Genomic DNA, 6,292 nt, shown 5'->3' on the forward strand with positions numbered 1-6,292 from the left:
TTATTAATAGAGAAAATTATTAATAAAAAATGAACTATTGACCAAATGTCGCATGATAGGATATAATTTTATCATGTGAACATAAGGATCTGTGAAGAGATTCACGAATGATTAAAGGAGGAATAAAAAATGAAATTTTTCATTGACACAGCGAACGTTGACGACATCAGAAAGGCTAATGACATGGGAGTTATCTGTGGAGTAACAACAAACCCATCTCTGATCGCTAAAGAAGGAAAAGTATTTGAAGAGGTAATCGCAGAGATCGCATCTATCGTGGATGGACCGATCAGTGGTGAAGTAAAAGCTACAACTGTTGATGCTGAAGGCATGATCAAAGAGGGAAGAGAAATCGCTAAGATTCATCCGAACATGGTAGTTAAGATCCCTATGACAGTAGAAGGATTAAAAGCTTGTAAAGTACTTTCTTCAGAGGGAATTAAGACAAATGTTACATTAATCTTCTCTGCTAACCAGGCACTTCTGGCTGCAAGAGCAGGAGCAACATATGTATCTCCATTCCTTGGACGTCTGGATGACATTTCTGTAAGAGGAACTGACCTGATCACAGAGATCGCTCAGATCTTCGAAGTTGCAGGAATCGACACAGAGATCATTGCAGCAAGTGTACGTCACCCAATGCATGTAACAGACTGCGCATTAGCAGGAGCTGATATTGCAACTGTACCATACAAAGTTATCGAGCAGATGACAAAACATCCATTAACAGACGCAGGAATCGCGAAATTCCAGGCTGACTACAAAGCTGTATTTGGAGAATAGAGAGCATTTTCATATTAGGAGGAACACCATGAACAAATTAGAATTAATGAAGATGGCGAACGAAGTTCGTAAAGGTGCCATCACAGCAGTTCACAGTGCCAAATCCGGACATCCGGGCGGATCACTGTCAGCAGCTGACATTTATACATATCTTTATTTTGAAGAGATGAATGTAGATCCAAAAGATCCTAAGAAAGCAGATCGTGACCGTTTTGTACTGTCCAAAGGACATACAGCACCAGGTTACTATGCGACACTTGCCAACAAAGGCTTTTTCCCGGTTGAAGATCTGACTACACTTCGTAAAGTGGGATCTTACCTGCAGGGACATCCGGATATGAAACACATTCCGGGAGTTGATATGTCAAGTGGTTCTCTTGGACAGGGGATTTCAGCAGCAGTTGGTATGGCAATTTCTGCAAAATTAAATGATGCATCTTACAGAGTATACACTCTGCTTGGAGATGGTGAGATCCAGGAAGGACAGGTATGGGAAGCTGCTATGTTAGCAGGTCACAGAAAACTGGACAACCTTGTAGTAATTGTAGATAACAATAACCTTCAGATCGACGGAACTGTAGAAGAAGTAAACTCTCCATATCCGATCGACAAGAAGTTTGAAGCATTTAACTTCCATGTAATCAATATCGACGGACATGATTTCGATGCAATCGATGCTGCATTCAAAGAAGCAAGAGAAATAAAAGGACAGCCAACAGCAATCATTGCCAAGACTGTGAAAGGTAAAGGAGTTTCCTTTATGGAGAATCAGGTATCATGGCACGGATCTGCTCCGAACGATGAGCAGTATGCAGTTGCTATGGCAGATTTAGAGAAAGTAGGTGAAGCATTATGTCAGAAGTAAAGAAGATCGCAACAAGAGAAAGCTACGGTAATGCTTTAGTTGAATTAGGTAAAAAACATGACAATGTTGTAGTTTTGGATGCAGACCTTGCAGCAGCTACAAAGACAGGAATCTTCAAGAAAGCATTCCCAGAGCGTCATATTGACTGCGGTATCGCAGAGAGCAATATGATTGGTGTGGCAGCAGGACTTGCTACAACAGGAATGGTTCCATTTGCAAGTTCTTTTGCAATGTTCGCAGCAGGACGTGCATTTGAGCAGGTTCGTAACTCGGTCGGATATCCGAAGTTAAATGTTAAGATCGGAGCAACTCATGCAGGTATTTCTGTAGGAGAAGACGGAGCAACACATCAGTGTAACGAAGATATCGCTCTGATGAGAACAATTCCGGGAATGGTTGTTATCAACCCAGCTGATGATGTTGAAGCAAAAGCAGCAGTAGAAGCAGCTTACGAACATGTAGGACCTGTTTATCTTCGTTTCGGAAGACTTGCTGTTCCGGTAATCAATGACAATCCGGATTACAAATTCGAGCTTGGAAAAGCTGTAACATTAAGAGAAGGAACTGATGTTACAATTATCGCATCAGGACTGACTGTTTCTGAGTCACTTGTAGCAGCAGAGAAGCTTGCAGCAGACGGAATCAGTGCAGAAGTAATCAACATGCACACGATCAAACCGTTAGACGAAGAAGCAGTTATCAAAGCAGCAGCTAAGACGGGCAAGATCGTAACAGCAGAAGAGCACTCTGTTATCGGAGGACTCGGAAGTGCAGTATGCGACGTTGTTGCTGAGAAAGCACCTGCAAAAGTTCTGAAGATTGGTGTAAATGATACATATGGAGAGTCTGGACCGGCTGTAGAACTGATTAAGAAATACGGACTGGATGCAGACAGCATTTACGAAAAAGTAAAAGCATTTGTATAAGAAAAAATATGACCTAAAAGGGGACGGGGATTTTCTAGAAAATCCCCGTCCCCTTTTTACATTTATTCACACCCTGTCGAAAACTTTATCCACTTTATCCCCATCGTATGCTAAAATTTGCAAAAATCCCGTGCTACCATATACAAAAATTTCATAAATGAGGTGAGGAGTATATGGAAAGACAATTTCCAAAAAATGTAAGGCAAATCGGGAACGTCAGTGACGAACCAAAAATCTACATGGAGGACTATGTAGATACGTATCTGAATCAATTGCGGATGAAAGCAATTGATTCGCCGATAGCAGCTCTGCTCACAGGGGAGATTGTGGAGCAGGAAGGACAGGCAGTTGTATACATATCAGGAGCGCTGCAGATTGAAGCGGTCGAAGTTGCAGGGACAGAGATTCGGATGGATGAAGAGATATGGAAACGGACGCAGGAGGAGCGGGAGACGCATTTCCCCGAACAGGAAGCAGTCGGCTGGTGTATGATCGAGACCGGTCATCCGATGGGACTGAATCAGGGGGTGGGAGAGCTCCATAAGAAATTATTTGAAAAGGAAAATACCGTTTTCGTATGGCGTGATGCACTGGAAACGGATGAAATTTTTTATGCGTGCAAATATGGTGAGCTGATGCAGATGGGCGGACATTATATTTATTATGAAAGAAATCCGACGATGCAAAGTTATATGATCCGGACGAGAAAAGAAAATGGCGTGACACCCAGTGAGCTGGTTGAGGATCGAGCTGCAAAGAATTTTCGTAGTACAGTAAGAAACAAAAAGAATTATCGGGAACAGAGGCAGTCATCCAGATTTAGCTATGCGATGAGTGTATCTCTGGTAGTTGTTGTGCTTGCAATCGGAATCTCAACCATGAATAATGTGGACAAGATGCGCTCGGTACAGAAGTCCCTGGACATGCTGTCCATGTCGATCGGCAAAACCGAAGAGACAAATGGAACTGTAAAAGAAGCTGAAAATAATAAAGAAGATAAACAAAATCAGAAAAATAAAACGGAAGAAAAAACCGTGGATAATAAAGCGGATAGTAAGGGAACCGAAAATCGAAAAAAAACAGAAAATGAACAGCAGAAGACAGAACAGTCAACAGCCACAGGAAAACAGGCGCAGGAAGATTATTATACTGTACAGCGCGGCGATACACTGGACAAGATCAGTCTGAAACTGTATGGAACAGCAAATCATGTAGAAGCTATCTGTAAGATGAATGGTCTGACAGACGGAAATCTGATTTATATAGGACAAAAACTTTTGCTTCCATAATATTTTAAATAAGAAAAGCAAAGCCGGAACTGTGAAGTGACAAGTTTTGGCTTTGCGTCTGTTTCTGGGATGTGCTATACTGGTCACAAAATCAAAACAAAGGGGATAAAAACGTGCAAAGTAAAAATAGAAAATTCCGGGTTGTAGATGAGAACCATTCTCCAGATCCGAGAATCCCGAATGTAAAGCGCAAAAGAGTGTGGAAAAAGAGTACACTTCTGTTCGCGGGAGGGCTGCTACTTTTGGTGCTGGTGATTTTCGGGATTATTTATTTTAGAACATACACTTCTGTCCGCGTATCTGAAACTTATGCGCTCAGCGGAGCAGCGAACAGCAGTTATAAAACATTTGCGAAAGGGGTATTAAAATACAGCCGTGACGGTGTAGCCTATGTAAATGAAAAAGGGGAAGAGCAGTGGAACCAGTCCTGCCAGTTAAAGACACCGATCGTAAAAGTCATGGGAGACTGTGCCGCAATTGCGGATGAAGGTGGAAATGATATTTTTATATTTGATAAAAATGGCGAAAAAGGAGAAGTGCACACGACCCTTCCTATTGAAAAGATCGCCGTATCAGGGCAGGGAATCGTAAGCGCAATTGTAAAGAATGAATCCGCTCCGGAGATTGTCTGCTATGATACTGCCGGTAATCTGCTTGTAGAACATCAGGCATCACTTGGCGGAACCGGCTATCCGCTGGATGTTTCCATGTCAGAGGATGGAGAAGTCATGCAGGCAGTTTATATGCAGGTACAGGGAGGAAAACTTATTTCCAAAGTAGCATACTACAATTTTGGAACGGCAGGAGAAAATGTAAAAGATCACGAAGTTGCGAAAAAAGAATATAAGGACAGCGTGTTGGCTGATGGATTTTATATGAAAGGCAATGTATCCGCTGTTGCAGGTGACAACTGTCTGACATTTTTTGATGGCAAAGAGACACCAAAAGAAGTTACAACCGTAACGATCAATAAACAGATCCAGAGCATCGCTCATAATGAAAAATATGTTGGTATGCTGCTTAAAAACACAGGAAAAGATGGATACGAGCTTCGCTTGTACAACACTTCCGGTAAAAAAGTGCTTTCCAAAGAAATAAAAGAAAATTACCGGAATATCAGAATCTGTGGAAATCAGGTGATTCTTTTCGATGGCAAAAAATGCAGTATTTATTTAAAAAATGGAATACATAAATTTGAAGGCACGATGGATGATAGTATATTGGAAATTGTCCCTGTATTTGGGGTAAATAAATATATTGTGCTGGATGTAAATGGAATGGACAACATACGACTTGTCAGATAAGGAGAGTATATGGACTGGATGGTAATGGCAATAGGAGCAATCTTTCTGATTGGATTTGCAGTTGGTATATATAAAGGTGCGGTGAAAATAGCAGTGTCGCTGGCAGCAACCGTTTTTACGCTTATCGTTGTAGTGATCGCGACTCCGTTTGTAGCAGATAAGATCGCAGAACTGACACCGGCAGACGAGATGATCAAGAGCCAGGTAGTAAAAGCAATGGCAGGAGCGGCAACTTCAGCTGTAACCGGTGATTCTGAAGGAGATAATTCCGGCATGACAGCTGAGAATGTCAGGAAAGTATTGAAGGCGGCAGGGATTACTGAAGAAATGCTGAAACAGCATGGTGTTACAATAGATGATATTGTAAATGGAAAGATTACGAGTGAAGATTTGAAAAAATACGGAATTTCTTCCAGTGTTCTGGATGGACTTAACCAAAAGGACAGTTCTTCTGTGGAAGAAGCGATTAAAAACGCAGATATTCCAAAAGACCTGCAAAATAAAGCGATTGAAATGGCAAAATTGCCGCAAGTGTTTAAAACGATGTTAAATGACAATAATAATGATAGTGTATATAAAGACCTGGGGGTAAAAACCTTCGCAGAATATGTTGGCGAATTCCTTGCACAGCTCATTATACACATGGTAGCGTTTCTTTGTACATTCCTGTTGGTTACAATTCTTGTGCGGGCAGTTGTATTTGCATTAGATATAGTAGCAAACCTTCCTGTGCTTGGCTTTTTTAACCGGCTTGGTGGAGGAGCAGTGGGGCTTTTGATTGCACTGATCATTATATGGTTCCTGTTTATTATAGTTACATTAATGTATGTAACTTCTGTTGGAAGAGAAATGTATCAGACGATACAAAGCAATGCAATATTGAAAATAATATATGATTATAATCCGTTATTAAAACTTGCAATGAACTTCCGGTAGACAGGGCACTCATGAGTAGTTTCTTGTCGCATCCTGCCGGTTTTGCATACGGTTCGAATGAGATGTAGAAATTTCTGGAAATAATGAAAAAGCTATTGACAATAAGATCTGGATATGATAATCTAGATAAGCTGTCGCAAGAGAGCAGGATAACTCAGAAATGAGTTGCAAAAAAGATTAAAATAATTA

General features: G+C 41.1%; 6 protein-coding genes. All 6 read left to right on the plus strand.

Annotated elements, in window-relative coordinates; all coding sequences use genetic code 11:
* The first annotated feature begins 129 nt into the window (after nt 1-129).
* Entirely contained in the window at nt 130-783 is a 654-nt protein-coding gene (gene fsa / locus DWY31_RS10695; protein WP_021859930.1) for a fructose-6-phosphate aldolase, read from the plus strand.
* Nucleotides 784-811: 28 nt separating this feature from the next.
* The gene (locus DWY31_RS10700) at nt 812-1,648 is read left to right on the plus strand and encodes a transketolase (RefSeq protein WP_021859929.1); all 837 of its coding nucleotides are present in this window, start codon (nt 812-814) and stop codon (nt 1,646-1,648) included.
* The gene (locus DWY31_RS10705; protein ID WP_117537883.1) at nt 1,636-2,574 is read left to right on the plus strand and encodes a transketolase family protein; all 939 of its coding nucleotides are present in this window, start codon (nt 1,636-1,638) and stop codon (nt 2,572-2,574) included. Before DWY31_RS10700 ends, DWY31_RS10705 begins: the two co-directional genes overlap by 13 nt.
* Nucleotides 2,575-2,747: 173 nt before the next feature.
* Nucleotides 2,748-3,863 (plus strand): LysM peptidoglycan-binding domain-containing protein, encoded by a 1,116-nt coding sequence (locus DWY31_RS10710; protein WP_118520506.1) that lies wholly within the window; start codon nt 2,748-2,750, stop codon nt 3,861-3,863.
* Nucleotides 3,864-3,976: 113 nt separating this feature from the next.
* Nucleotides 3,977-5,167 (plus strand): DUF5711 family protein, encoded by a 1,191-nt coding sequence (locus DWY31_RS10715; protein WP_021859926.1) that lies wholly within the window; start codon nt 3,977-3,979, stop codon nt 5,165-5,167.
* Nucleotides 5,168-5,176: 9 nt separating this feature from the next.
* Nucleotides 5,177-6,103 carry a CvpA family protein gene (locus DWY31_RS10720; protein ID WP_117537880.1) on the plus strand — a complete coding sequence of 309 codons (927 nt, stop codon included), beginning with the start codon at nt 5,177-5,179 and terminating at the stop codon, nt 6,101-6,103.
* Nucleotides 6,104-6,292: the final 189 nt, after the last annotated feature.

The sequence above is a fragment of the Dorea sp. AF24-7LB genome (assembly GCF_003478575.1).
Taxonomy (GTDB): Bacteria; Bacillota; Clostridia; order Lachnospirales; family Lachnospiraceae; genus Dorea_D; species Dorea_D hominis.